Below are 25,551 nucleotides of genomic sequence, written 5' to 3' on the forward strand. Positions count from 1 at the left end.
TAACAGTTTCTATATACATTCTAGCTACCTGCTATCTTAAAAGGGCTTTATACATTAATGGGACAAACGAGTCGAAGAATTAATACACATAGAAAAGCTAAGGAGATAATTAATAGTTTTTACGATAACAATTCCCATTGCTTAATTATACACTATTCTTGTGAAAGTTTTTACGACATTAAAGACGGTAAAACTCCAAGAATTACTTCTATTGCGGTTAGATATTTAAGTACAGCTCAAACGAAGTCATTTTCAATTCACAAAGTAGCAGAATTAAGAAAGATTGCACTTGACCAAGTAAATGAAAGCTACGACCAACTTGAAAAAGAAATGTTGAAAGACTTTTATGATTTTGTAAAGGAGCATAAAGATTACAAGTGGATTCATTGGAATATGCGGGATATAAACTATGGATTTGAAGCCCTTCAATACAGAGCATCTGTTTTAGGAACAAAACCATTTGAAATTAAGGATGAAAATAAATTTGATCTTGCCAGACTTTTAATTGACAAATATGGAAAAGGCTATTCGAGCCATCCTAGACTTCCTTCAATATTAGAAATGAATAAGATATCACCCAAACATTGGCTAAATGGAGCCAATGAAGCGAAATCTTTTGAGAACAAAGAATATGTTCGACTACATCAATCGACCTTGGCTAAGGTGGACGTTATCGAAAATATTTTGAAATTAACAGCAGAAGAAAGTTTAAAAACAAAATCTAAATGGAGAGACATCTATGGACTTAGCCCACAGGGCATTTTCGAACTTACTAAAGACCATTGGATTTATAGCATGATACTATTTCTGATTTCAGCATTGTTAGGGGCTTACTTAGGAAAGCTATTTGGAAACTAAACCACAAGCCCGAAATAGTGAGTAACTAACGCAGTATTTACTTCAGGCTAGCTTATATAAAAACCTGAAACTAATTTCCACTACAAAGCTTTAAAAACTCCGTCAATTAGTGCCAGATATCAGTGTAGCGTCACTGATGCTTCATGAACAAGAGGAAGTCTCCAGACTTCCAAACCTACAACTTTCATGTGATTTGTATATCGCCAGTCGGGAGACTGGCTTTTGTTATTAAGGCACAAGTCTCACTTTGCTAAGACTTGCGCCAGGGCAAGGTAATGCCAGGGTAATTTTAAAATTTCAAATTATCATCAAACAGTAGCCACTCGCAATTGATACCAGTTTGGCTGTGGAGGGCCTTCTAAGGTTCCGGTTCTGCGCAGCAGAATTCCGACGTTAGGAGGAAAGGAAGCTTAGACCGCCCGAAAGAGCCAAACGAGGCCCGCCGGCCATGAGGCAAACTCAGCCCGATCAAATAAGATAGCACCTGAGCATGGAGGCTTGAAAAGACTCCAAAGAAAAGTCTTCGCTGACGGATCCCTCCTTACTCAAAATTTAAAAATTTATTCATTCCGCAAAGCCTTCACCGGCCTGGTAAACGCCGCCCGAATGGATTGATAGCTAATGGTAAGCACTGCGATACAAACGGCTAGTATGCCGGCCACTACAAATACATCCCAGGTAATCGCAACGCGGTACTCGTAATCCTGCAACCATTGTTGCATCCCGTACCAGGCAATGGGCACCGCAATAACCAGGGCCGTTAGTACTAATTTTAAAAAATTTGAGGTGAGCAACCGGAAAATGTTAAACGTAGACGCCCCTAGTACCAACCGGATACTGATTTCTTTGCTGCGTTGCTCCACCATATAAGCCGACAAAGCAAACAAACCGAGGCAGGCCACAATAATAGCCAGTACCGCAAAACTGCTGAAGATCTGGCCCATACGCTGCACCTCTTCGTGCATGCGGGCATACGATTCGTCGAGGAAGCTAAAACGCAGGGGTTGGTGCGGCGCTACGGTTTTCCAGGCGCCGGTGACGGATTGCACCAGGTTCGCCATTTGGGCGGTATTTACTTTAACCGCCACTACCGACGGACTATTGCCTAGAACCAGGCAAAGGGGGGCAATGTCTTGCTTAAACGTTTCGTAATGGAAATCCTGAACTACCCCGATAATGGTCCAGGTTTGGCCGCCGTTGGTAATGCGCTGACCAATGGGCTGCGCAAAATTAAATTTTTGCACCATCGCCTGGTTTACAACTACTGCCTGAGAGTCGGAGGCCAGATCGCGGGAGAAATCCCGGCCTGCGGCTATTTGCATGCCCAGGGTTCTTACGTAATCCTGATCCACTTCCCAGATTTGGCCATTTACAGAGCTTTCTTCGGTAACTTTTCCTTCTTTCCAGAAAGAGTTGCCGTTACGTTTGGTGTCTTTTACGGGCAAATAATCGCTGATGCTCACACTTTTTACTTCGGGTAAGCGCAGGAGCTCCGTTTTTAAAGTTTTTACTTTATCGCCTAACGTATGGGCACCTTGCAGTAAAATTACCTGGTCTTTGTTAAAACCAATTTCCTTGTGCAGGATGTAATTCATTTGCCGGTAAATAATAAAAGTACCGACGATTAAAACAATGGAAGTAGTAAACTGAAAAACCACTAGCAAACTGCGGGTACCGGAACTTTTACTACCCCGGCTGACAGCCCCTTTTAATACGCTAACCGGTTGAAAAGCCGACAAGTAAAAAGCCGGATACAAGCCCGCTACTACCCCCACCACTACGGCAGCCGATAACAATGTAGGCAGCAGCCACCAGGCCCGCCACGGAATCACTAACGTTTTAGCGGCTAATTGATTAAAGTACGGCAGTAAGAGCCAAGCCAGGAAAAGCCCCACGGCAAAAGAAATAACGCTGTATAACAGCGATTCGGTTAAGAACTGTTTGATTAAGCTGCTCCGGTAAGAACCCAGTACTTTGCGCAATCCTACTTCTTTGGCCCGGTTCGCCGACTTAGCCGTAGACAGATTGATGAAGTTAATGCAGGCAATGATTAAAATAAAACCAGCAATAGCGCCAAACAAATACACAAACCGAATATCGCCGTACTTCGACCAGGCATCCCGGATGCCGTTGGAACGCAGGTGAATATCCGGGAGGGGTTGCAGCTTAAAAGTACTGTTTTTTACAATATTCGCCGCCTCCACGTTGCCAGCCGCTACCATTTGGGGCATCATATTTTTCTCAATTACCGAGATTAACTTTTTCGTTAACTGCGGGGCATCAACGCCCGGCCGCAGTAAAATATAAGTTAGATAATTAGTGTTTTGCCAATTTGATTGTTCGCCGGGGTAAAAATCCTGCCCGGTTAACGTAAGTAAAAAATCGTACTGCAGGTGCGAGGTAGTGGGCATGTCGGCCATAACGCCGCCTATCTTGTAAGGCTTGGCAGTGTTGTCGTTAATGATTAACGTTTTGCCAACCGGGTTTTCGTTCGGAAAAAATTGATCGGCTTTTGCTTTAGAAATAACAATGGTGTTGGGTTCCGCGAGCGCCCGTTTACGGTCGCCGTACACCATAGGTAGTTGCAGTATATCTACCAATTCCTGATCGACAAAGGCAACGTGATCTTCGTAGGAGTTTTCCAGCTTATCGCTGCGCCGGATCTGGGCGTTGCCCGCCCCGAACAGCTCGCTGGCAATTAAGCGACCTGATTTTTGAATTTCCGGAAAGTCGGCTTTTAACGCTTTGGCAAAAGGCGCCTGAAAATGCACGCTTTTGATAATCTCGCCTTTATAGTTAAAATCGATAGCTACCCGGTAAACGCGCTCCGCATCTGGTACGTGCCGGTCGTAGCTCAGCTCGTCGCGGATGTACAAAGAAATTAAAAAACAAGCCGCAATGCCCAGCGCAAACCCGCCCACTTTAATGGCCGCATACATCTTTTGCTTGGTTAAAGAGCGCCAGGCAATTTTAAAATAGTTTTTCAGCATAGCCGTAAATACAAAAATTTAAAAAAACAGAATTTCTTACTCGTCGCGCAGCGCGTTAACCGGGTTGGCCACGGCTACTTTTAAGGCCTGTAAACTGACTGTTGCAATGGCAATGAGTAAGGCAACAATGCCAGCCACAATAAAAATAAAGGCGCTGAGTTCTACGCGGTAGGTAAAATCCTGCAACCATTGGTGCATGGCCCACCAGGCTAAAGGCCAGGCTAATACATTAGCCAACAATACCAATTTTAAAAAATCCTGAGAAAGTAAGGTTACCAACCCGCCCACCGAAGCGCCGAGCACTTTGCGAATGCCAATTTCTTTGCGGCGCTGTTCTGTGGAGTATAAAGCCAGACCAAATAAACCCAGGCAAGCAATAAAAATGGCGAGTACGGCAAAAACGGTAAGAATTTGCGCTTGCTTTTGCTCGCTCTTGTATAATTGGTCGAACGATTCGTCGAGGAAAGTGTATTGAAACGGATAACTGGCCGCTAGTTGCTTATACACGGTTTCGATGGCGGCCAAAGCTGGTTTAGGATTACCGGGAGCCAACCGGATAGCTACCAGCCGGTGGTCGCGGCGCATGGTTATTACCAAAGGCTCAATGGCTTCTTTCAGCGACGAGAAATGATAATCTTGTACTACGCCAATTACTTTTCGCCGGCGTGGCACTTGTTGTTCGGCCCAATGGCTGGGGTCTACTAACTCTTTCCCGAGCGCTTCCTGAGGCGTCCAGCCTAAGTTTTTAACGGCGGTTTCGTTCAGTAATATGGCGGCTACCGAATCGGTGGCAAAAGATTTAGAGAAATTGCGACCCGCTACCAGTTTAATGCCGAGCGTAGGCAGGTAATTTACATCAGAGAAAGCCGTCCGGAAACTCCAGGTTTCGTTGGGTTTATCGGTTACGGCAAATACGTATTTATCGTGGAAACCGCCCGGTTCGCCCGACATAACCGAAACTGCTTGTACGCCCGGCAGTTGTTTTACCCGGTTCATAAAAGCCTGTCGGTGGTCGTGAATCTCGCTATTATCCAACGGAATTCTAATAATGTGCTCTTTACTAAATCCTAAATTTTTGTGTTGTACGTAGTCCATCTGCCGGAAAATAACCGCAGTACCAATCATCAGGAAAATAGAAAGGCTGAATTGCGCTACTACCAAAGCTTTGCGTAACACCGGATGGCCCGCACTGGAAGCTAGCCGGCCTTTTAAAACTTTCACCGGCTGAAAAGAAGACAAAAAGAAAGCCGGATAGCTGCCCGCAAGCAAACCAACCACCAGCGTAATGCCCACTAAAAACGCGTATAATCCCGGACTGGTAAAAGGAATAACCAGGTGCTTTTCGGTGAAGGCATTAAAGTAAGGTAAGATTAAGATGATTAAACCAAACGATAAGGCCACCGCAATAAACGTGAGCAAGGTAGATTCGCTTAAAAACTGGCCGATCAGGTGTTGTTTATAGGCGCCCAGCACTTTGCGTACGCCTACTTCTCTGGCCCGGCCAGCCGAACGGGCCGAAGCCAGGTTCATGAAATTAATGCAAGCAATGAGCAAAATAAATACGGCAATGGCCGAAAAGATGTACACGTTGCTTTTATTGCCTTGCTCCGCAAAATCAAACTGGGTATTGGTATCCAGGTGAATGGCCAGGAGGGGCTGTAAATCCAGGGTCATGCGTTGTCCTTCTTTTTTGGCTTCGGCGCCCTGGTGTTTCTCCATAAAAGCGGGGAATTGCGCCATTAAATTTTGGAGATTCGTTTGCTCGGCCAGCAGCACGTAGGTAAACATCGCATTGTTATTCCACCTTTGGAACCAGTCTTGTCCTTCGTAGTCTTTAATGGAAAAGATAAAATCAAATTTCAGGTGGGAGTTTTCCGGCACGTTGGCCATTACGCCGCTCACTTTGCACGTTTGGGTTTTATCTAAGGTCAGGAGCTTGCCTACCGGGTTTTCGGAGCCGAAATACTTCTGGGCCATGGCTTCGCTGATAACTACGTTATTCGGGTCGGCGAGTACTTGCCGCGGATCGCCTTGCACTAACGGAAAAGTAAATACTTCCAGAAAATTAGGATCCGTGATAAATACCCGGTCTTCTTTAAACGTTTTATCCTGATACGAAAACAAAGCGTTAGTCGACATAACCCGCACCGCTGCTTTTACATCGCCGGGAAAATCGTTGCGCAGCGCGGGCGCATACGGCCCGGATACGTACGGTATTTTTGCTTTGTCGCCGTTGATGCTGGCCACGCGCAACACCCGGTAAATTCTGTCGCCTTGCGCGTGAAAACGGTCGTAGCTGAGTTCGTTCTTTACAAATAAGAATATCAGCAAACAGCAGGTAATTCCCAGCGTTAGCCCTACTATGTTAATGGCAGTATAAAACTTCTGCCGCAGTAAATTCCGGTAAGCGAGTTTTAAGTAGTTGGAAAGCATGAGATGGATGATTAATTATTAATTTTTAAATTTTTTCATTTTCGAAGCTTTTCTAGTCTCTTCTTTGCCTTAAGCTGGCATTAAACTAGCGCCCGTGTTTAGCGTAGCGGCACTGGTGACTTTTTAACAAGAGCCAGTCTCCGGACTGGCATATCTGCCTATATCATTCCTTTCTGTTTGTCATTGGAGCCGGTTCCCGTCTCCAGGCTCAAGTGCAATCTGGCTTGAATCGGCTGCGTTTGCCTCGTGGCCGGCGGGCCTCGTTTAGCTCTCTCGGGCTGTCTAAGCTTCCTTTCCTCGACTCCGTCTTCGGAATTTTGCTGCGCAAAACCGGAACCTTAGAAGGCCCTCTAGAGCCAAACTGGTGTCTTTGCTCTTAGCTGCTGCCTACCGGATAGTTGCCTTTTCTATGTTTTACTTTTTCCTGGCGCTGGGATTTGCTGAACCTTTGCCTTACTATCAGTTATTGTCCTTTTAATCAGCTATAGAAAGTCCCCCTTTGGAGGGGGTAGGGGCAGGATATGTATTATCAGATCAAAAATTACACTCCTTCCTTTAACTACTAAATTTCCGCTTAACGGTTCCTCATGTTATCTGCTTTTGCCAGTCCGGAGACTGGCATTTGTCTTTAACCACCAGTCTCGTAGCGCTAAGACTTGCGCTGGTTATGTTCATCGTCCGATACTTATTTTAATTTTTGTTAATCAAACAACGGATAACTAATTGCTTACTCGCTTCGCAAAGAATTTACCGGGTTGGCTACGGCGCTGCGCACGGCCTGGAAACTCACGGTTAAAAGCGCAATGCCCAAGGTGGCTACACCGGCCAGGGCAAAAATCCACCAACCTAAATCAGCGCGGAAAGCAAAGTTTTGCAACCATTTACTCATCGCCCACCAAGCCAGCGGCCAGGCTAGCACATTGGCCAGAACTACTAGTTTTAGAAAATCCTTAGAAAGTAAGGCTACAATGTTAACTACCGAGGCACCCAGTACTTTGCGCACGCCAATTTCTTTGGTGCGTTGCTCAGCGGTAAAAAGCGCTAAGCCAAATAAACCTAAGCACGAAATAAAAATGGCTAAACCCGCAAAGCAATTAATCAGGGTGCCAATGGTCATTTCGCTTTTGTATTGTTCTTCAAAAACTTCGTCGAGGAACTTGTATTCAAACGGGTAGCCTGGATTATACTTACGGGTAACTTTTTCTAAATTTGTTAAGGCTTCTTTGGTTTTGCCGGGTTCCGTGCGGATTAATACAAGGCCTTCTCCGCGGGGTTCCGGCAGGGGTAGCATAATTAAAGGTTTAATGGGTTCGTGCAGCGACTGCGTATGAAAGTTTTGAACTACCCCAATAATTTTTCCTTTGCCATTCCAGAAAGAAACGGTTTGCCCGATTGGGTTTTTCATGCCCATCATGTCGGCGGCGGCTTCGTTTATCATGTACGCGCTGCTATCGCTGGCAAAATCGCGGGAAAAAGTACGGCCATCCTTCAGCCGGATGTTCATGGTGGTAAAGTAGTCGTAATCCACAAAAACGCCCGAAATAGAAGTTGCTTTTTTGTCGGATTTGCCGGGCCATTGCAAATCGGCGGACGAGTTATAAATGGACATGGGAAGGTCACTGGTGGTGGTAACCCCTTTAATGCCGGGCGTTTGCAGCAGTTCGGTTTTAAAAACTTTTATATTTTTGTCTAACCCGCCCTCTACGCCAATAGAAATAACATTTTCCCGATCGAAGCCTAAATTGCGGTTCTGAATAAAATTAATTTGCCGGTAAATAACCGCTGTGCCTACCATTAAAATAAGCGATAAGGTAAACTGAAAAACTACCAGGCCTTTCCGGAACAGCAGCGATTTAAACCCAAATTTAATATTGCCTTTTAATACTTTTACCGGCTCCAGCGACGATAAAAACAAAGCCGGGTAACTGCCCGCAATAAGTCCGGTGAGTACCGTAATGCCCCCCAACGAAAGCAGAAATGCCGGATGGGTATAATTAAGGTTGATAAATTTGCCGGTAACCTGGTTAAAAGTAGGTAGCAATAAAATAACCAATAAAAGCGAAAGCAACATGGCCAGCAAAGCCGTAAGTAAAGCTTCGCCCATAAACTGCCCCATTAACAACGACCGGGCCGCCCCGATTACTTTGCGAATGCCTACTTCTTTGGAGCGCTTCGCCGAGCGGGCAGTAGCCAGGTTCATGAAATTAATGCAGGCAATTAGTAAAATAAATACCGCTACCAGGGTAAATAAGCGTACGTATACAATGCGGCCCCCATCGGGTTTACCGGCTTTGTAGGCGTGCAAGTGCATTTCGGAAAGGGGTTGTAAGAAAAAATCGGCTTTTTGTTCCGGATGATTTTGCGGCATGTATTTCCGGACTTGCGCATCTACCTTGGCAAAATTAGCATCGGGCCGCAGTTGCAAAAAGGTAGTTAAGCTAAAGTTACCCCAGGTTTTTACCCAATCGTTCTTTTTAACAAATACTTCTATCGGTAACACAAAATCAACCCGCAGAGAGGAGTTCTGGGGCATATCCTGCATCACGCCTGTTACCCGCACATTGCTCTGGTCTTTGAGGTTAATAATTTGCCCCAGTGCGGCCTGGTTCCCAAAATACTTACGCGCTAAAGATTGGGATATTACTATTGCATCCGGCGTGGCTAAAGCGGTTTTGGGGTCACCTTCTACTAAGGGAAACGAAAACATTTGAAATAACTCGGGACCCACAAACCGGCCTTTGGTTTCTTTGTTTGTCTTGCCGTTGGCTTTAAATATTACACCTAAATCCCAATCCGTCATCTGTGCTACGTGGGTAATTTCCGGAATGTCTTTGCGGAGCGCTTCGCCTAAAGGCTGCGGCGTATTGTTTCCAGTTTGGGTTTCGCCCCAATTTAAATTAGCCATAATCCGATACAGCTGCGGCCCGTTCTTATGAAATTTATTATAGCTTGTTTCGTCCTGTACCCAAAGCATAATTAAAATACTACAGGTCATGCCTAAAGCCAAACCCAGAATATTGATAAAAGAAAAAGCTTTGTGGCGGAGCAGGTTGCGCAACGCAATTTTCAGGTAATTCTGGAGCATATCCGTTGAAGGTAAAATTTAAAAATTACGCAAGTTTAAAATGCGGAAGGCTGATCAACCTAATACTTACCAATACCAACCATCCGGCTAAACTGAAAGTAAGAAAGATGCCACAACTATAAATATTTGTTTATCAGTTATTTGAAAGGTAGTATGGCTCGGAATTTTTAAAAATTTGTTCGGTTTTGATACAACTTTTGTTCGCTTTTAGAACAAGCCCGGGTAGGTTCTGCGGCCGGATTTCGGAACCTTAATTTAGAAGATTATCTGCACCAGGATTTAGGGGATTAAAGGATTGTCTTGATCTAAAAATAAATGGGATGATAAATTTTAATAATATTCCAGGTAATCCCGTAATCCTACGAATCAAGGTGCCGACTACTCATTGCGCAGCGAATGGACCGGATTGGCTAAGCTGGCTTTAATGGCTTGCACGCTGATGGTGAGCAACGCAATAAGAATGGCCAACAGGGCAGCTGCCGCAAAAATCGGCCAGGTTAAAGTAATCCGGTATTCAAAATCCTGGAGCCAGCGGTGCATGCCCCACCAAGCTACGGGCCAGGCCAGCAAGTTGGCCAGCACCACTAATTTTAAAAAATCACGCGAGATTAAACCCAGAATGTTCGCCACTGAAGCACCCAGTACTTTGCGAATACCAATTTCTTTGGTGCGTTGCTCGGTGGTAAAGGCCACCAAACCAAATAGGCCCAAACAAGCAATAAAAATTGCCAGCGCCGAAGCTACGGTAAATACTTTACTGTATTGTTGTTCTTGCTGGTACTGCTCGTTGTAGCGGTCATTTAAAAAGTAATACTCAAACGGGTTGCCCGGGTAGCTGGCTAAGTACAGCTGTTCCAGTTCAGCTATTTTACGGGTCATGCGGTCGGGGGAGAGTTGCACGGTAATAGGACCTTTGTAAAGGCTCGGCAAAAAGATAATCGGGTCGATGGCTTGTTTTAAGCCCTGGTGGTGGTAATTGCGCACCACGCCTACTACCTGATACAGTTGCCCCCAGGAAATTGTTTTTCCGACGGCAGCCGCGGCCGAGGCAAAGCCCAGCTCCCGGGCTGCCGTTTCGTTGAGCATTACTTTGGCACTTTTTTCCCAGGCCAGCGTAGCTTCCTGGTGGGTAAAGTTGCGGCCCGCCGCTACGGCAATGCTGTAGGTTTTTAAATACTGATCGTCGATAATGCCCATTTTATAATTTTTCTTACTATCTAGGGCGGGAGCGCCGGGTTTAGCAATGCCCGTGGCCGTGAAGCTGTAAAAACCACCCGGTACCATGCTGCTCTGGCTAAAGTTTTTGACGTAAGGCAGTTGGCTTAATTGCTGTTTTAACAAAGCCGATCCCGAAGCAACAGCGGCATCATCGCCCACCTGCGGCCCTTGAGTAACAATGCGCTGGTCCATTTTAAAACCTAAATCCTGGCCTTGCATGTACTGCAATTGCTTGTTTAACACGAGCGTGGCAATAATTAACAACACCGAGGCGCTAAATTGCCCTACTACCAGGGTTTTGCGGAGCCAAAAACCACGACCCGTGCGCGGCGTGCCTTTTAAAGTTTGCACCGGCTGAAAAGTTACCAACGTAAATGCCACGTACAACCCCGAACCCAAAGCGCCGGTTAATAGCAGGCCTAAACCCAGTAGCCAGAAATTTTCGGTTTGCAGCACATCTAAATTTAGTTCTTTTTTTACTAGCTCGTTAAAAGTGCTTTGCAGCAAGGTTACCAAGCCCAGCGCCAGAACAAAACCGGCCAAATTTAAGAACAACGACTCGCTCAGAAATTGTCCGATTAATTGCCCCGTCCGCGCCCCGATTACTTTCCGGATACCAACTTCTTTCGCGCGTTTTAAAGCGCCGGCCGTAGAAAGATTAACGTAATTAAACCAGGCAATCACTAAAATTAAACCCGCAATGCCTTCCAGTAAATACACAAACCCCAGGCTGCCATTTGCCCGGCCCGGAGCGCTTAGCGAGGCTGCTAAATGCAAATTGCCAGCCGGCTGCACCAAAAAATGATTCTGATCCTGAGGGTCGCGTTGCCGGGCCAGCGCATCAATTTTGGCAGCTAAAGCCCGGTGATCAGCGCCGGGGCTTAATTGCAGAAAAGTAGTTAAAAACGAACCATCAAAACCATCCAGGCGCGCCCAACCGTTGCCGTTTAAATTGGCCGGGTTCGCCAACGTAATCAACGAAAAGATAGCATCGAAACGTAAGTCCGAGTTCAGGGGCATATCGGCGTACACCGCCGTTACCTTGTACAAGGTTTTACCAAACTGGTTATTTAGCGCGATAACCTGACCCAGCGCCGGCTGGTTACCAAAGTACTTCTGAGCCTGTGTTTGCGATAGAGCCACGGTATTGGGGGCTTGCAGCGCGGTGGTTGCCTGGCCCTGCATCACCGGGAAAGTAAATAATTTAAAAAAACTAGCATCGGCGTAAGCCAATTTGGTTTCGCGGAAGAGCTGCGGGCCTTGGTTGGTTTTACCCAGTGCCGTAGAAACAACCCCGCTGCCGAATCCTTCTGCGAGGCGGCAGTAAGCCTGCACTTCCGGAAATTGCTGCTTCAGCAAAGGTGCTACGGCGGGTGCCATGTCTACCCACACCTCGCCTTCGGGCGTTTGGGTTTGTACCTGGTACAGCGTGGCTAAGTTTTGATGAAAACGATTAAAGCTGCGTTCAAAACTAACGTACTCCAGAATCAGCACAAAAGCCGTTATGCCCAGCGCTAAACCCAGAATATTAATCAGCGAGAAAGCTTTGTGGCGCCATAATATCCGCCAGGTAGTTTTGAGATAGATGGTCAGCATAACTTTAGTCGATTGTCCATGGTTCCATCGTCCACGGGTTCTAAAAATTTTATTTGTCTGCACTTTGATTTACCGGATTGCTGGATTATCAGGGAGGTGATTTATAATTTATTTGGATAAATTTTAATCTCTCTAACCGATCACGTCTTTTTTCAATCAAGCTAATCCTTTAATCCAACAGATCCTGGTTCAGACCAAACTCAGTTTTACTCGCTGCGCAACGAGGCAACCGGATTGGTAATGGCCGTCCGGATGGCGTGGTAACTCACAGTAAGTAAGGCAATGAGTAGGGTAGCCCCACCGGCTAATGCAAATATCCACCAAGCCAAATCGGTACGGTATTGGAAATTCTGCAACCAGCCATTCATAAAGTAGGCCGCTAGTGGCCAGGCAATTAGATTGGCCAGTAACACCAGTTTTAGAAAATCTTTGGACAGCATACCGGTAATATTTAAAACTGAAGCCCCTAGTACTTTCCGAATGCCGATTTCTTTGGTGCGTTGCTCGGCGGTAAATAAAGCTAACCCAAACAAACCTAAGCAAGAAATAAAAATAGCTAAGAACGCGAAATAGTAAGCCAGTTGGCCAATTACGGCTTCGCTCCGGTACATCTGCTCAAAATCCTCGTCGAGAAAGTGGTATTCAAAAGGGTAACCCGGATTATATTGCTTGGCGAGTTTTTCGAGTTGGGTTAAACCGGTGCTGGTTTTACCGGCAGCCAGTCGTACAAACAGATAATCGGCATATTTTGGCTGCAGAAGCATAATGAGGGGCTGCATGGCATTGTGCAAGGAAGAAGAATGAAAATCTTTTGTTACGCCAATAATATGGCCTTCTACTCCCATTACTTTAATTTTTTGGCCAACCGGTTCTTTCAAATTCATCAGCCGAACGGCTTCTTCGTTTACAATAAAATTAGAGGTATCGGTACCAAACTCCCGCGAGAAATCGCGGCCAGCCTTTAACTGAATATCCATAGTGCGCAAATAATCATATTCGGTAGCTACCACGCTAAACAGCACGTCGGCTTTGGGTGTTTTGCCGGGCCATTCTACCCCGCCGGTAGAGAAGCCAACGGTAAGCGGATTTTGATTTGAAAGAGTTGCTCCTTTAATATCGGATGAACGCAGCAGATCGGCTTTTAAGCTGGCGGCATGTTCTTTCAAGCCACCTTCCAGGTACAGGTAGGCCACATTTTCGCGGTTCAGACCCAGGTTTTTATGCCGAATGTACTGCACCTGGCTGTATACGACCAATGCACTTACAATAAGCACCGACGACAAAATAAATTGAAATACCACCAAACCTTTGCGGAACCAGATGGAACTATTACTAAAACGCAGCGTGCCTTTTAAAACTTTTACTGGCTCGAACGATGATAAAAACAAAGCCGGGTAAGAACCTGCTAATAAACCCGTAATAATCGCAATTCCCGTTACTGCCAGCAGAAACAGTGGACTGCCGTACGGAATAGAGATAACTTTACCGGTGAGCTGGTTAAAAACCGGCATTAAAAGCTGCACCAGTACCAACGCAAAAACCGTAGCCAGTAACGTAACCAGCATGGACTCACCGATAAACTGCCCGATGAGCTCGCGTTTACCCGCCCCGATTACCTTACGTACGCCTACTTCTTTGGCTCGCCGCGCGGATCGCGCCGTAGCTAAATTCATGAAATTAATGCAGGCTATAATTACGATAAAAATAGCTACTACCGAAAACAAGCGCACGTACTCGATGCGCCCGCCCACGGGTACCTTGCTCGATTTGAAACTGCCGTGCAGGTACATGTCTTTTACCGGTTGCAAAAACAAATCAATATTGCTATCCTTTTGCTTGGTAGGGATGTAATGCTCCATTTTTTGGTTAAGGCTAGCCAGCGAAGCTCCCGGCTGCAGCAGCACGTAGGTTTTAGGGCCGTTGTTGCCCCAGTCTTTTACCCAATCATTTTCTTTGGCGTAATCGCTAAAGGGCATTACCCAATCGAACTGCAACGATGAGTTTTTAGGCACTTTTTTAAATACGCCGGTAATCTGGTAGGTATCTTTACTATTTACTTTAATGGTTTTACCCACCACGTTCGTCGTCCGGAAATACTTCTGGGCCATGGTTTCCGAAATAGCTACTGAGCGGGGATGTGTAAGGGCCGTTTGCGGATTGCCCTGAATAAAATCGAAAGAAAATATTCGGAAAAAATCCGGGCTGGCGTATGTGCCGGGTTGTTTCAGAGCTTGATCTGCGTTGGTAAATAGCAGGTTAAAACCTGGATGAAGGGTTACGGCTTGCGCTATCTCAGGAAAATCTTTAGGTAAATTCTCTCCTAAAGGTCCGGGAGTAGCATCGAAGGTAAAATCGGAATTGCCGCCGTAATGCTGTACTTCCATCACCCGGTACAGCCGATCAATCTTGGTATGAAATTGATTAAAACTACGTTCGTCCTGCACCCAAAGCATAATTAAAATACTGCAGGTCATGCCCAAAGCCAACCCCGAAATATTAATAAAAGAAAACACTTTGTGCCGGAACAGATTACGTAACGCTATTTTCAGGTAGTTCGTGAGCATATTATCTAAACCAGGATGAACAAAAGATTTTAGAGCCTTACTATTTAGTAAAATTTAAGATTTAGTAACAATAGAATAAGAAAGATGCCATTATTTTATCCTACTTATTATCAATGTGTTATATAGCTTTTGGAGTGTAAAACGTCCGGTTTCGATACAATTTTTTGTTCGCTTTTAGAACAGCCATTTACCCGGTTAAAAGGCGTGCTCAGTATGATAGCCTAATTGTTACTAAATACCAAAAGTAAGCTTGCGACCAGGTTAAATGAAACTTTGCTATATTTTAGGGAATATAAGATTTGCCAGGCTTAGTAAAGATAAAGAGTATTATTTTGGCTTTGCTGTGGCTTCTGGCATAATACCAATGACCGGAGTTACTCCATCTATATTCAAGTTACCAGAAATGCCATGAAAATCGTCAATCAGATAAACCACGAAAATTACCACGAAAGATTAAATGAGTTAATCAATCCTAGTCTCAACTTATTGCAAAATAATCGAAACACCAATAAGAAAAAGATATTAGAAGTTTGCCATACAGGAAAGTTTTTGATGTTTTTTAAAAATCTAAAAATTCAAAAATTGTATGAGCGGCCGGATTTTATCTTAGCTCAAGATGACATCTTGATTGGTTTAGAACACGAAGTTCTATTAAGCCAAAGCCATAAAGAGAAGGAAGGGTTTTATGACAATATATTTTCGATGGTTGAAGAAGACCTACGAAGTGAGAAACAACTTCCAAACTTTTTAGCAAATTGTTATTTGAATAAATATTTAGATTTTCAACCAAAGCACAAACCAGAAATTAGAACAATTTTAAAGGATGTAATTACTGAATTTGTCTTAACCAATCAATTAGTAGAGAATCCGTTAATCGATAGGATTTTTAAAATGCCACATTCACAAATTAGCTTGTGTCCAAACTTAGGAGCTTGGTGGCAACAAAATCTTAGTGAGCAAAACCTTTTAGAGGCCATTATGAAAAAGGAGGAAAAAGTTATTGATTATAAAAAAGCTGGATGTGATAAATTATGGCTATTAATTGTAGTCGGAAGTACAGGAGAAAGTTCCTATGAAATTCCCGATAACTTAAACTTTTTGTTTGAAAGTGTTTTTGATAAAGTGTTTTTGTTAGAGGATTTTAATAATAATCTATATCAAATAAACTAAGGCACTTGTAATAACATTGAATATTCACAATGCCTCCTTCACATTTCGTTAGAGGCTACTCAGGTAAATCAAATCTTCGTTTTCTAAGAAACTTTATTTTGTTTTTATGATACTCATAGGTATACGTAGGTGTTAGCATACAAATATTAAATTAATTCTAAAGCTGAAGAATATAGTTTCATTATTGTTTCTAACTTCACTCCCAGCTTAAGTGCAAACCCCTCAACTCTACTTTTCCTGCTTACTACACGCAACCTAGGCAATACCCGGTTAGCAGGCAATTTACATTTTGGAGTTGGTAGCCGGTGGGTATTTTTACTTCTACTTCTTCTTTCAGGCACTCTACTTTCTGGCATTTCAGGCACCGGAAATGAAAATGATTATGGCGGTGGTGCTTTTCTTCGCAGTTATGGCAAAGCGCGAAATACTGCTTTCCATCGTCGGATACTATTTTGTGCACATACCCGTCTTCACAAAACCTGTTCAGAATGCGGTAAACTGTAACCCGATCCATCGAACCCTTTACTTGCTGCTCAATATCTTCCTGGTTAAATGCCCGTTGGTCAGAATGCAGAATATCTAAAATAGCCTGTTTAGAGGGCGTGCTTCTTCTTTTCATAAATTATTATTGCAACACAGTTGCAATAATAAAAATAAATCTTAGGTTTGCCAAACCAAAAACCAGGTAATTCTCCGGAAAATATAGTGGAGTACTTACCCAAATGCTTAAGCCCTTTACTTTTTCCGGAAATCAGAACCTAAAAAATTAATTTTATGGAAAATTCTAAAAACTTCGATGTGATTATTGTGGGTGGCAGCTACGCCGGGCTTTCGGCAGCCATGAGTTTGGGCCGGGCTTTACGCAAGGTGTTAATTATAGATAGCGGTCAGCCTTGCAACCAACAAACCCCGCATTCGCATAACTTTATTACCCACGATGGCGAAACGCCCGCTCATATTTCAGCTTTAGCCAAAGAGCAAGTTGCGTTTTATAATACCGTTACTTTTTACAAAGGGCTAGCCGTAAGTGCCGGTAAAACAGAACAGGGATTTAACCTTACCAGCCAAAACGGAGATACTTTTACCGCTAAAAAATTAGTGTTTGCCACCGGGTTAAAAGATATAATGCCTAACCTGCCCGGATTTGCCGAATGTTGGGGAATTTCTATTTTGCACTGCCCCTATTGCCACGGCTACGAAGTGAGAAATGTAAAAACCGGTTTACTGGGCAACGGCGATATGGGCTTTGAGTTAGCTAAATTAATTTCGAACTGGACCAAAGAAATAATACTTTTCACCAACGGAGAATCTACTTTAACCGCCGAGCAAACCACCAAGCTGGAAGAGCACAACATCTCTATTATTCAAACCGAAATTAAAGAATTCCAGCACGACCAGGGAAAAATTAGAAATGTGATTTTAAAAGACCAAACAGAAATTTTAGTGAATGCTATTTATGCCCGCCCTGTGTTCGTGCAACATTGTACTATCCCCGAGGATTTAGGCTGCGAAATAACGGAGCAAGGATTTTTAAAGGTAGATGGTTTCCAGAGAACAACGGTGGCTGGGGTATATGCTTGCGGCGATAATTCTACTTTTGGTCGTGCCGTTTCTTTGGCCGTTGCCAGTGGTACTGCAACCGGCGCTTTCGTGAACAAGGATTTAATTGAAGAAGAATTTTAATGACGAGTATAAGTCGAAATCTGTTATGTTAAAATGAACGTGATTAGATAATCAGGATTCTAACTATATTTAGTAAATCTGTAAAGTAGAAGGAGCAAGCCTTAAAGCCTAACTTTAGCTATAATGGTGATAGACGGAGATGGGTTCAGTTCTATATCAATCAGGTATAATAATTAAAAAATTACCTAGCACAACACAATAGTATGCAAAACCTCTGCTTTGCATTAAAGCGACCCCTTAGTAATAATTACCCGAAAGAACCGCAAGATTATAAATATCAATAATGAATTATTCTTTTAGAAAAGCTACCACTTCTGAAATCCCGGCGATATGGGAGATTTTACAACAAGCAATACTACGCAGAAAAGCGGACGGCAGTAATCAATGGCAAGACGGCTACCCCAATCCGGAGGTTATTCTGGCAGATATTGAAAAAGGAATAGGATTTGTTTTAACGGCAGAAGAAAAAATTGTTGGTTACAGTGCCGTAATAATGAACGATGAGCCTGCCTATGCTGCCATTGAAGGAAAGTGGTTAACGAATGCGGATTTTGTAGTTGTTCACCGGGTAGCTATTGCAGATAAGTACGCGGGAAAAGGTTTGGCCAAAAAGATTTTAGAGTTTATAGAAGAGCTTGCCCTTGATAACAATATTTACAGCATTAAAGCAGACACTAATTTTGATAACGTTGCCATGATGAAAACTTTTGAAAAATCGGGCTATACGTATTGCGGCGAAGTGTATTTTAGAGCAAGCCCCAGAAAAGCGTATGAAAAGGTGTTAGCTAGAGCCGCCTAAATACGATAATCGGGTAGTGATAAAGAACGGCTGCTATGCCAGAAATTACATAGCCGTTCACTTTTAACCCTTAAGTATATCTTTTTTTATAATCTATTAAACAATCTTTATTTAACCTGATTTATCGGAATACCATTTCAGCATTAATTAAAATCATCTAAATTATTAAATATAAGACATTTGCCCGTTTAAACTCTATTTTTAGAAGGAGATTTAAAAAACCGGCGGCATAAATATTATCCGTTTAAATTTGATGTAGATAAAAAAATACCATCTTTGCAGTCATAAAATGCATCGGGGTGCTTCTTACCAGAGGCTGAGATTATACCCGTAAACTTGAACTGGATAATACCAGCGTAAGAAATGCCGACAACCGCAGGAATATTTCTATGTAACCACAACTCCATGTTATTTATGGGGTTGTGGTTTTTTTATTTTATCTCTTATGACGAATCAACTCACGAAACCTGATTTACGAAACTGGCAAAATCGCCAGGAGTGGTTTTTTAACCGCGACCACACCGATACTTATGAACTTTGGTACGAAGGAAGATATAAGCGCGCAGAAATCTGGCAGAAAAAAGTAATGGAGCAATTAGTATCCGGCGACCCAAGAGTGAAAACCTTGCTGGAGTTTGGCTGCGGTACCACCCGGTTTACCCGCTGGTGGCACCAAATAGGCATTGAAGCTACCGGTGGTGATATTTCGCCGTTTATGCTGGGGCAGGCTATGCATTTGTTTAAAGGCGATTTAGTAATGGCCGATTCGCATTTTATGCCCTTTAAAGACCATACCTTCGATGCACTGGCATTCATTACCACTTTTGAATACTACAAAGACCCGGTAAAAGTAATTCGGGAGGCGGCCCGGGTAGGTAAATACGGTATTGCTATGGGTATGATGAACCGCAATACCCCTAAATTTTTCCGGCGGCGCATTCAGGAGGCTTTTGGTAAAAATCCATTTTACGTTACCGCTACTTTTTATACTCCCGCCAAACTAATAGAAATTATTCAGCAGGCTTTGCCCGACCGGGATTATTCTATTAAATGGACGTGTACGGGTTTACCGAAATGGTTCCCGGTGCAGCAATGGCACCTGCCTTACGGCGATTTTTTTGGATTATACATAAAATTTAAAGATAGAGTATAGCATGGCCGCACTTGGTAAAATAACCCAAACTGGTTTTGACGAAATTTTTGCCGGCAAACTTGGTTTCCCCAGAAAAGAAGTACTTACCGGGCCTGGCTTTGGCGTGGATGTATCGGTAATAGATTTACCCAACAATTATGCTATGGCCCTTACCAGCGATCCGTTATCGCTTATTCCTTCATTAGGGTTAGAAGAGTCGGCCTGGCTTTCGGTACACTTAATGGCTAACGACATGGCTACTACCGGTTTTGCTCCCCAATACGGGCAATTTGTGTTAAATCTGCCACCCTCGTTATCCACCGCTGATTTCCGGATTTATTGGAATTACATACATCAATTTTGTTCTGATATAAACGTAGCCATAACGGGCGGGCATACCGGCAGCATAGAAGGGCAAAACTCTACGGTAGCGGGTGGCGGTACTATGGTTACCGTAGCCGAAAAAAATAAAATACTGGTTTCCAAAAAAGCACGGGTCGGGGATTCAATTCTGGTAACCAAACAATGCGCCATTTCTTCTACGGCTATTCTGGCTATGAGCTTTCCGGAAACAGTAATATCCAAATTAGGCCAGGAGATTTACCAGCAGGCTTGCAGTTTATTTTACCGGACTTCTTCTTTGCCCGATGCCCTTATTGCCGCTCAGTTTAATCAGAATAACGATAATGAGCCAATTGTTTCAGCCATGCACGATGTTACCGAAGGGGGAGTTTTAGGAGCGATTTACGAAATGGCGGTTGCTTCGCAAAACGGAGTAGTGGTTTATAATAGTAAGCTCCCAATCAATTCCGTTCAGCAGGAAGTTTGCCAGCTTTTTTCTTTAGATCCCCGCTATTGCATTGGGGCCGGAGCCATGTTGCTAAGCGTAAAAAAAGGACACGAAACGGAAGTAATCGCCAGCTTGGCGCAAAAAAATATCCCATGTACCGTAATCGGCGAAATGGTAGATAGTAGCCAAGGGTTGTATATAACCGAAGAAACCGGCGAAAAGCAACCGCTTATTTACCAGCACCACGATCCGTATTGGGAAGCATTCTTTAAGGCCCTCAAAAACAACTGGCAGTAATGGAAAGAATTAGAAATATTTCCGGTGGCCTGTACTTAATTGCCGATGCTGGCTTGGAAGAATTGGTTCTGCGGGAGAAATTAGAGGAAGCCCTGCAGAATGGCGTGAGCATTGTTCAGTTGTATAATACCGAGAATGCTTCTGTTACGGTTATAAACAAAATTTGCACGTTATGCCACAGCTACCAGGTACCGGTTTTAGTAAATAATAACTGGCATTTGCTTCTTACTACTCTACTGGATGGCGTTCATTTTGATTCTGTACCTGATAACTTAGCAGAAATAAAAAACACAGTTAAGAGAGAGTTTTACAAGGGCATTACTTGCTCCAACAATTTAGCGGTAGTACAATGGGCGCACGATAACCAATTTAATTACCTGTCTTTTTGTTCGCTTTTCCCATCAGCAACGGCTGGTTCCTGCGAAATTGTTCATTTCGAAAATATTCAAAAAGCGCGCGCCATTACCCACTTGCCTTTTTTTGCGGCAGGCGGCATAAACCTTCATAATCTATCGCAATTGGCGGAACTTCCACTAAATGGAATTGCGGTTGTATCGGGTATTATGGCTTCCGATAATATTGGGCTTACCACTCAAAAATACCTTCACGAATTAACTAAAATAAGCTAATATGAAACTGGAAACCATTCAAAAACTTTGTTGCCCTTTCGACAAAGCCGAGCTCGATTTACAAATAATTACCCGCGATACGTCGAATAATATCATGGAAGGGGTTTTAACCTGTACACAATGCCAGAGATATTATCCTATTATTTGCGGCATACCCATTATGTCGCCGGATGAGTACCGCGAGAAGCAGTTAGAAGCGCCTCTGGTAGAAAAATGGAATCCCGAATTATTATACCAAAATAGCCACGATTTTAAACTTCTGGAAAGTAGTAAGGAGTAGCGTTTCTTTTCTGCGATCCGGTAAGATTAAAAGTACTTCCAGTCGAACAAAATTATATCTTTACAGAGTGCTTTTACCCGTTGTTTGCTGTGGAATGAACATTGGTTGTAAATGCCTGGGCTAATTATTAAATTACATTTACCTAAAAACTATGACTAATACTACTCTTCTTCGCACCGATTCTGATAACCCGGATTTTCAAAAATTAGTAGTTCTGCTGGATAAGGATTTAGCTATTAGAGATGGGGAAGAACATGCTTTTTATGCGCAGTATAATAAAATTAACGCGATTAAACACACCGTAGTAGCTTATAAAAATAACCTGGCGGTGGGCTGCGGTGCTATAAAACCATACACCGATCAAACCACCGAAGTAAAAAGAATGTTTGTGCTGCCGGAATACCGCGGGCAGGGAATTGCCGGTGAAATTTTGCGGGAGTTAGAACAATGGGCAAAAGAATTAGCTTTTGCCGAATGCATCCTGGAAACTGGTAAAAAGCAGCCCGAAGCCATCCGTTTGTATCAGAAATCCGGTTATTCTTTAATCCCGAATTACGGTCAGTATGTAGGAGTAGAAAACAGCGTTTGTATGCTGAAAAAACTAACAGCCTAATCTAAAAGTTAAGTACAGCAACCTTTACGAATGCTCTGGTTCGTGATAGATTTGGTGAAGTTATACCTTCTGGACTAACCAGATACCAGCTAATAATAGCCCTAGGCGTACTCTCAGCAGAGCTAATTAAGTTTTTTCTTACCTTTTATTACAGGAATAAAGAAACCCCAGGCACGTGCGTTTTATTAAATTATTTAATCTTCTTTAGAAATAGGTTCTGCCTGGATGCTGTTATTTACTAAATTACTACCCCGGGCCTTAAAACTGCATTCTTATGGTATCTGACCAGACCAATGAAACCAACACTATACTGAGGCATTTACTCGCCACGATTGCCTACCGGTTAACAAAATGTATAATAAACGTGGAAACAGATTTTCTGCGGTTCAATTCGGGTAGCGGCGCGCGCAAGCCCGTTGAGATACTCTATCATATGGCATCGGTACTCAGTTTTTGTTTGGCAGAAATAGAGGAAAAGGAAGTAATAAGACCCGTAGCTTTACCAGAAGAACAAGAAACCGGGCGCTTTTTTAACTTACTGCAAGCAACAGATAATGCTTTAACTAAGAATAAAGTAGAGTTAGATAAAGCTTTGCAACTCATCCAAGGCCCTTTAGCCGATATGCTGACCCACGTGGGGCAACTTGCCCTGCTAAGACGGTATTTTAATAAGCCTATCGAAGCAGAAGACTTTATGGAGGCTAAAATAAAAATGGGGGTACTTGGTCTGGAAAAACAAGAGGCGGCCACTAACTTGTAAACCAAATTCTTATAGGAAAGGCCTTTCTCAAAAAGAAACGGAAGATAAGATAATTCTCCTGAACGTTAACATCAAAAGAATGGAACATATTCAGGTAAAAGCACTTGGGCCAATACCGGCGTTAAGTTTTAACGTAAAAAGAAGCTCTTAAGGCACAAATTGGAGTTTAGTAAATTTTAAAACAAATAAACCAGGGTTTACTGTTGTTTTGAGAAGTTCTAAGTACACAACAGATTTACTTTCAGGAGTATAGCGCATTATTGTTGCTGGCGGAAGTAAACATTATTGTGAATAGTTTCCAGGTCTATGGAAGTTCCTCCGCCATTGATGGAGCCCATTAAACGACGTTCGTCTTTTTTGCCGGGGAATTTAATAGCCAAGTTCGAAAACACATCGCCGTGAACGGTTTTTAAGGTAACATCAGCGCCTTTTTTTTGCGGCCAACTCAAATCCACAAACCCATGAATAGACTTTGCGCGCACGGGACCGGTTAAACCCCGGAGTTCTATGCTGCAATGCACACTTTCTACTGTTACAGCGGCGTCGCGGGGCACGAAAACTTCGTAGTCAATCTGCTGACAAGTAAATGCCTGTACGCCATCCTGATAATAGTAATTGTTGCGTTGGTTATCCGGGCAGTCTTCGGCGCGACCGGTTTTTAATAATTCCCGGTCAAATTTTACATCAATGCGGGCAATACCGTTTTCGGCGTTAAAGGTTGGTTGCAGCGCGTTGTTCAGGCGGCCCCCGTTAATTTGGTACGTCATTTTAATGGAAGCATCTTCGCGGTCCCAGGCCGTAATTTTAATGTTATTTCCAATGTCGAATCTTAAATTTACTTTTTTATCGGTAGGCACCGACATGGTTTTTTCTATTATTTTAGGCTGAGCCAGTGCCTGCAAAGTAAAAAGACAGCCAAGCAAGGCCAGGGTAATATTTTCTTTCATATTTTAATTAGATATTAGAATTAAATGGAAAGAGAAATCAAATGCGTTTAAACAAAAAGTAAATACTGGAAAGTAGCGTTTCGTAAACAAGATGGCCTGAAACAAGTTGCTTTTTATCTCTTCTCGCCGTCCTCCGGAAAGGAGCTAACTAGTTAAGAGCAATTGCCAGGCAGTCTCCATAAGGTCATTTATTGGTCTTCTCTCCTGTTTATCTTTTTTATCGGTTAGTTCCTTACCGGATGGCGGTCTCTGCCAGTAGCTTTCTTGTTCTGAACCTGGATTTTAGACAAGTTTGGTTTTGTAAACGTACCCCGTACTACCTGAAATTTACTATTTTTTCATTTTTGCTTGCGGATAAAAATATCGCTGTGCACGGCCGAAATATTCATTTCTACTCCGCCATTGTTGGTTTTACCTTTTATAGTATTACTGCCGGCAATTTTAGCTAAACCATTTTTACTATCGGTGGGGCGGCTAATGTCGAAGTCGGTGTAAATTTCGCCGTGGTTGGCTGCCAGTTCCCAATCGGCTTTGGTAGTGCTGGGCAGGGTTATATCAATCGGGCCGTGTACAGATTTAATAGAACTGCCTTTGGCCTGGTTCAATTCAGAAAATTTAATATCCAGGTGGCCATGAATGGCGTTTGCCTGTACCGGGCCGGTAATGTTGGTAAGGGTAGCGCTGGCATGCTGTAGTTCTAAATCTATTTCCCCGGCCGTGTCGGAGAGTTCAAATTTACCGCCGTGCGGACTAGTTTCGTGGTATATTACCGCCACATTTTTTGGCACTTTAATCGTGTACTCGCTGCCCCGCCGGGAAGCTTGCATAATTTTAAGTGTGTTATTTTCTTTTACTACTGCCAGTCCCAGGTTGGTATTATCTTCTACCTCGCTGAAAAGTGAATGTAAACCTGCGGCCCGTTCCGGTACTTCATAGTCTTTAGCTTCTATAATTACTTCGTCAGAATTATGCCCTACTACCTCCACCGAACTCCGGTACACCTGTATCTGCACCTGGTTGTCTTTACGGTTACTCAGCTTGGTTTTGTAAGTGAGTGGAGCTATGGCGTTGACTTTAGCAGTTGATTCTAGCGGCTTAGGTGTAGTGAAGCTGTTTTTGGATTCTAAACTCCGGTGCGCCGTTACAACGCTCGTGGCCATAATAGTAAAGCAAACAAAGGCGAGTATTCCTGATTTTTTCATGTTGATGAAAGGTTAGTTAGTAGAATAGCAGAGAATTATAAAACTTCCACTAACAAAGACGACTAAACCTGCAATACATTACAAGCAATCAGAAAAAAATAGGCAAGCTTAAGTGAGAAGAAATGTAAGAAACAATCTCTATTTTAAACTATTGATTTAAATAGGCACCTTTCTCCTTTAAATATTTAGATCCAAAGAACTATTACAAGCATTTAGCTTTCTCTTACAGGCTTATTAATTGGAACATCAGCAGTAAAACTTTCGGGGAAAGAAGCATTTAGAATATTTACTATTTCAGGAGGTTTTAACGGCCGGTTTTCTGCATAAATAACTGCCCGATTACGTAACTTATTAGAAGGATTTCGGTTAAAATATTATAAAAAAACTAATCCAACTGCTATTTTCTATAGTACAATTAGAAAATGTTCAATAACTCTTTTATTCCGGCTCCGTTGAAAAATCAAAGTTCCTGATTTTTAAATTCTGTTAAGTTTACTTTTCCTAT

At 43.2% G+C, this 25,551-nt stretch carries 18 protein-coding genes and 1 riboswitch; of the genes, 10 read left to right on the forward strand and 8 right to left on the reverse strand.

All coding sequences use genetic code 11. The features are described 5' to 3' along the window. Positions 1-57: 57 nt before the first annotated feature. Positions 58-858 (forward strand): hypothetical protein, encoded by an 801-nt coding sequence (locus HUW48_RS25685; protein WP_182413648.1) that lies wholly within the window; start codon positions 58-60, stop codon positions 856-858. Between the two features lie 560 nt (positions 859-1,418). Here HUW48_RS25685 and HUW48_RS25690 read toward each other — a convergent pair. The 5 genes from HUW48_RS25690 to HUW48_RS25710 form a co-directional block, all read right to left on the reverse strand. Continuing rightward, entirely contained in the window at positions 1,419-3,848 is a 2,430-nt protein-coding gene (locus HUW48_RS25690) for an ABC transporter permease (protein WP_182413649.1), read from the reverse strand. A 36-nt stretch (positions 3,849-3,884) separates the two neighbouring features. After that, entirely contained in the window at positions 3,885-6,281 is a 2,397-nt protein-coding gene (locus HUW48_RS25695; RefSeq protein ID WP_182413650.1) for an ABC transporter permease, read from the reverse strand. Positions 6,282-7,008: 727 nt separating this feature from the next. After that, positions 7,009-9,366, reverse strand: coding sequence for an ABC transporter permease (locus HUW48_RS25700; RefSeq protein ID WP_182413651.1), 2,358 nt, complete (start codon positions 9,364-9,366; stop codon positions 7,009-7,011). A gap of 378 nt (positions 9,367-9,744) precedes the next feature. Next, a complete protein-coding gene (locus tag HUW48_RS25705) occupies positions 9,745-12,180 on the reverse strand; it encodes an ABC transporter permease (protein WP_182413652.1) in 2,436 nt (811 codons plus the stop codon). Between the two features lie 206 nt (positions 12,181-12,386). After that, positions 12,387-14,744: an ABC transporter permease gene (locus tag HUW48_RS25710; RefSeq protein WP_182413653.1), complete on the reverse strand. Its 2,358-nt coding sequence runs from the start codon at positions 14,742-14,744 to the stop codon at positions 12,387-12,389. Between the two features lie 408 nt (positions 14,745-15,152). Between HUW48_RS25710 and HUW48_RS25715 the strand changes: the two genes are divergently transcribed. Beyond that, positions 15,153-15,914 (forward strand): hypothetical protein, encoded by a 762-nt coding sequence (locus tag HUW48_RS25715; protein ID WP_182413654.1) that lies wholly within the window; start codon positions 15,153-15,155, stop codon positions 15,912-15,914. A gap of 244 nt (positions 15,915-16,158) precedes the next feature. Here the strand turns inward: HUW48_RS25715 and HUW48_RS25720 are convergent, their stop codons facing one another. Beyond that, entirely contained in the window at positions 16,159-16,533 is a 375-nt protein-coding gene (locus HUW48_RS25720) for a Fur family transcriptional regulator (protein ID WP_182413655.1), read from the reverse strand. A 155-nt stretch (positions 16,534-16,688) separates the two neighbouring features. Between HUW48_RS25720 and HUW48_RS25725 the strand changes: the two genes are divergently transcribed. The 8 genes from HUW48_RS25725 to HUW48_RS25760 all read left to right on the forward strand — a co-directional run bounded on the left by HUW48_RS25725 (position 16,689) and on the right by HUW48_RS25760 (position 22,897). Next, on the forward strand, positions 16,689-17,597 hold the full coding sequence (locus HUW48_RS25725; protein WP_182413656.1) for an NAD(P)/FAD-dependent oxidoreductase: 909 nt from the start codon (positions 16,689-16,691) through the stop codon (positions 17,595-17,597). 283 nt (positions 17,598-17,880) lie between these two features. Continuing rightward, on the forward strand, positions 17,881-18,396 hold the full coding sequence (locus tag HUW48_RS25730) for a GNAT family N-acetyltransferase (RefSeq protein ID WP_182413657.1): 516 nt from the start codon (positions 17,881-17,883) through the stop codon (positions 18,394-18,396). A 285-nt stretch (positions 18,397-18,681) separates the two neighbouring features. Next, positions 18,682-18,776, forward strand: a riboswitch (TPP riboswitch). Positions 18,777-18,841: 65 nt separating this feature from the next. Further along, positions 18,842-19,549, forward strand: coding sequence for a class I SAM-dependent methyltransferase (locus HUW48_RS25735; RefSeq protein ID WP_182413658.1), 708 nt, complete (start codon positions 18,842-18,844; stop codon positions 19,547-19,549). A gap of 1 nt (position 19,550) precedes the next feature. Beyond that, positions 19,551-20,615: an AIR synthase family protein gene (locus HUW48_RS25740; protein ID WP_182413659.1), complete on the forward strand. Its 1,065-nt coding sequence runs from the start codon at positions 19,551-19,553 to the stop codon at positions 20,613-20,615. After that, positions 20,615-21,244 (forward strand): thiamine phosphate synthase, encoded by a 630-nt coding sequence (locus HUW48_RS25745; RefSeq protein ID WP_182413660.1) that lies wholly within the window; start codon positions 20,615-20,617, stop codon positions 21,242-21,244. Before HUW48_RS25740 ends, HUW48_RS25745 begins: the two co-directional genes overlap by 1 nt. Before the next feature lies 1 nt (position 21,245). Further along, entirely contained in the window at positions 21,246-21,524 is a 279-nt protein-coding gene (locus HUW48_RS25750) for a Trm112 family protein (protein ID WP_182413661.1), read from the forward strand. Between the two features lie 151 nt (positions 21,525-21,675). Continuing rightward, positions 21,676-22,137: a GNAT family N-acetyltransferase gene (locus HUW48_RS25755; RefSeq protein WP_182413662.1), complete on the forward strand. Its 462-nt coding sequence runs from the start codon at positions 21,676-21,678 to the stop codon at positions 22,135-22,137. A 274-nt stretch (positions 22,138-22,411) separates the two neighbouring features. Continuing rightward, a complete protein-coding gene (locus HUW48_RS25760) occupies positions 22,412-22,897 on the forward strand; it encodes a hypothetical protein (protein ID WP_182413663.1) in 486 nt (161 codons plus the stop codon). 257 nt (positions 22,898-23,154) lie between these two features. On the opposite strand, the gene HUW48_RS25765 is transcribed toward HUW48_RS25760, so the two are convergent. Together HUW48_RS25765 and HUW48_RS25770 are read right to left on the reverse strand one after the other, a co-directional pair. Next, a complete protein-coding gene (locus HUW48_RS25765) occupies positions 23,155-23,844 on the reverse strand; it encodes a DUF4097 family beta strand repeat-containing protein (RefSeq protein ID WP_182413664.1) in 690 nt (229 codons plus the stop codon). A gap of 338 nt (positions 23,845-24,182) precedes the next feature. Further along, on the reverse strand, positions 24,183-25,046 hold the full coding sequence (locus HUW48_RS25770) for a DUF4097 family beta strand repeat-containing protein (protein ID WP_246343622.1): 864 nt from the start codon (positions 25,044-25,046) through the stop codon (positions 24,183-24,185). Positions 25,047-25,551: the final 505 nt, after the last annotated feature.

This window comes from Adhaeribacter radiodurans (assembly GCF_014075995.1).
GTDB lineage: Bacteria > Bacteroidota > Bacteroidia > Cytophagales > Hymenobacteraceae > Adhaeribacter > Adhaeribacter radiodurans.

What these genes read in the sequence shown, in the direction of transcription:
- HUW48_RS25685 (WP_182413648.1), top strand. Translation starts at nt 58, where the DNA reads ATGGGACAAACGAGTCGAAGAATTAATACACATAGAAAAGCTAAGGAG.
- HUW48_RS25690 (WP_182413649.1), bottom strand. Translation starts at nt 3,848, where the DNA reads ATGCTGAAAAACTATTTTAAAATTGCCTGGCGCTCTTTAACCAAGCAA.
- HUW48_RS25695 (WP_182413650.1), bottom strand. Translation starts at nt 6,281, where the DNA reads ATGCTTTCCAACTACTTAAAACTCGCTTACCGGAATTTACTGCGGCAG.
- HUW48_RS25700 (WP_182413651.1), bottom strand. Translation starts at nt 9,366, where the DNA reads ATGCTCCAGAATTACCTGAAAATTGCGTTGCGCAACCTGCTCCGCCAC.
- HUW48_RS25705 (WP_182413652.1), bottom strand. Translation starts at nt 12,180, where the DNA reads ATGCTGACCATCTATCTCAAAACTACCTGGCGGATATTATGGCGCCAC.
- HUW48_RS25710 (WP_182413653.1), bottom strand. Translation starts at nt 14,744, where the DNA reads ATGCTCACGAACTACCTGAAAATAGCGTTACGTAATCTGTTCCGGCAC.
- HUW48_RS25715 (WP_182413654.1), top strand. Translation starts at nt 15,153, where the DNA reads ATGAAAATCGTCAATCAGATAAACCACGAAAATTACCACGAAAGATTA.
- HUW48_RS25720 (WP_182413655.1), bottom strand. Translation starts at nt 16,533, where the DNA reads ATGAAAAGAAGAAGCACGCCCTCTAAACAGGCTATTTTAGATATTCTG.
- HUW48_RS25725 (WP_182413656.1), top strand. Translation starts at nt 16,689, where the DNA reads ATGGAAAATTCTAAAAACTTCGATGTGATTATTGTGGGTGGCAGCTAC.
- HUW48_RS25730 (WP_182413657.1), top strand. Translation starts at nt 17,881, where the DNA reads ATGAATTATTCTTTTAGAAAAGCTACCACTTCTGAAATCCCGGCGATA.
- HUW48_RS25735 (WP_182413658.1), top strand. Translation starts at nt 18,842, where the DNA reads ATGACGAATCAACTCACGAAACCTGATTTACGAAACTGGCAAAATCGC.
- HUW48_RS25740 (WP_182413659.1), top strand. Translation starts at nt 19,551, where the DNA reads ATGGCCGCACTTGGTAAAATAACCCAAACTGGTTTTGACGAAATTTTT.
- HUW48_RS25745 (WP_182413660.1), top strand. Translation starts at nt 20,615, where the DNA reads ATGGAAAGAATTAGAAATATTTCCGGTGGCCTGTACTTAATTGCCGAT.
- HUW48_RS25750 (WP_182413661.1), top strand. Translation starts at nt 21,246, where the DNA reads ATGAAACTGGAAACCATTCAAAAACTTTGTTGCCCTTTCGACAAAGCC.
- HUW48_RS25755 (WP_182413662.1), top strand. Translation starts at nt 21,676, where the DNA reads ATGACTAATACTACTCTTCTTCGCACCGATTCTGATAACCCGGATTTT.
- HUW48_RS25760 (WP_182413663.1), top strand. Translation starts at nt 22,412, where the DNA reads ATGGTATCTGACCAGACCAATGAAACCAACACTATACTGAGGCATTTA.
- HUW48_RS25765 (WP_182413664.1), bottom strand. Translation starts at nt 23,844, where the DNA reads ATGAAAGAAAATATTACCCTGGCCTTGCTTGGCTGTCTTTTTACTTTG.
- HUW48_RS25770 (WP_246343622.1), bottom strand. Translation starts at nt 25,046, where the DNA reads ATGAAAAAATCAGGAATACTCGCCTTTGTTTGCTTTACTATTATGGCC.